This window comes from Acuticoccus sediminis, from assembly GCF_003258595.1.
GTDB classification, from domain to species: domain Bacteria; phylum Pseudomonadota; class Alphaproteobacteria; order Rhizobiales; family Amorphaceae; genus Acuticoccus; species Acuticoccus sediminis.
On sequence record NZ_QHHQ01000039.1, the window covers coordinates 1 to 1159 of the forward strand.

Consider the following 1159-nt stretch of genomic DNA (forward strand, 5'->3'; position numbering starts at 1 on the left):
CTTCGAATCGGATTCAGTTGAGGTGGGTATTCGGGGGTAGCGGCGATGCGGGGACAGCCTGGTTTCTTCGACGTCGAGGATCGTCTGCAGCGGCTGAGCGACCTCGGCGACCAGTTGGACGCGTTCGCGAGGGTCGTCGACTTCGAGATGTTCCGCCCCGAGCTCGAGGCGGCGCTGGACTACAGCGACCGGGCGAAGGGCGGCCGGCCGCCGTTTGATCCCGTGTTGATGTTCAAGATCCTGGTGATCCAGGCCAGCAACAACCTCTCCGACGATCGGGCCGAGTTCCTGATCAACGACCGCCTGTCGTTCATGCGCTTCCTCGGGCTCGGCCTCGCCGACAAGGCACCGGACGCGAAGACGATCTGGTTCTTCCGGGAGCGGCTGACCAGGGCCGGCGCCATCGAAGGCCTGTTCACCCGCTTCGACGCCGCGGTGCGGGAGGCCGGGTACATCCCGATGTCCGGTCAGATCGTCGACGCCAGCCTCATTGCCGCGCCGAAGCAGCGCAACAGCGATGGCGAGAAGGCCGACATCAAGGCCGGCCGCGTTCCTGAGGCGTGGCAGAGCCATCCCGCGAAACTGCGCCAGAAGGACTGCGACGCCCGCTGGACGCTGGTCTTCGGCAAGGCGCGCGAGCGCGATGACGGCACCCGCCACGCCGACATTGCGATCCCCGTGTTCGGCTATAAAAACCACATCTCGATCGACCGGCGGCACGGCTTCATCCGCAAATGGGACGTCACCGACGCGGCCGCCCACGACGGCGCCATGCTGCGCCGGGGGCTCCTCGACCGCAGCAATACCGCCTCGACCGTATGGGCCGACAGCGCCTACCGATCCAAGGCGAACGAGGCGTTCATGGATGCCCATGGCTTCAACAGCGAGGTTCACCGCCGCAAGCCGAAGGGGCGGCTGATGGCCCCGAATATCCGCCGTGGCAATGCTGCCCGCTCGGCCGTCCGTGCGGCTGTCGAGCCGGTCTTCTCCCATCAGAAGGGAGCGATGGCGCTGACGGTCCGAACCGTCGGGATCGCCCGTGCCAAGGCCAAGATCGGCCTCGCCAACCTCACCTACAACATCAGGCGCCTCGTTTTCCACGAGCGCCGCGCCGGCCTCGCCTGACCGGCGGCCCAAAGAGCGGGCGGGCACCCGCCGC

General features: G+C 67.2%; 1 protein-coding gene. It reads left to right on the forward strand.

The window, feature by feature from the left end; translation table 11 throughout:
- Positions 1-45: 45 nt before the first annotated feature.
- Positions 46-1125, forward strand: coding sequence for an IS5 family transposase (locus DLJ53_RS34565; RefSeq protein ID WP_111352843.1), 1080 nt, complete (start codon positions 46-48; stop codon positions 1123-1125).
- Positions 1126-1159: the final 34 nt, after the last annotated feature.

What these genes read in the sequence shown, in the direction of transcription:
- DLJ53_RS34565 (WP_111352843.1), top strand. Translation starts at nt 46, where the DNA reads ATGCGGGGACAGCCTGGTTTCTTCGACGTCGAGGATCGTCTGCAGCGG.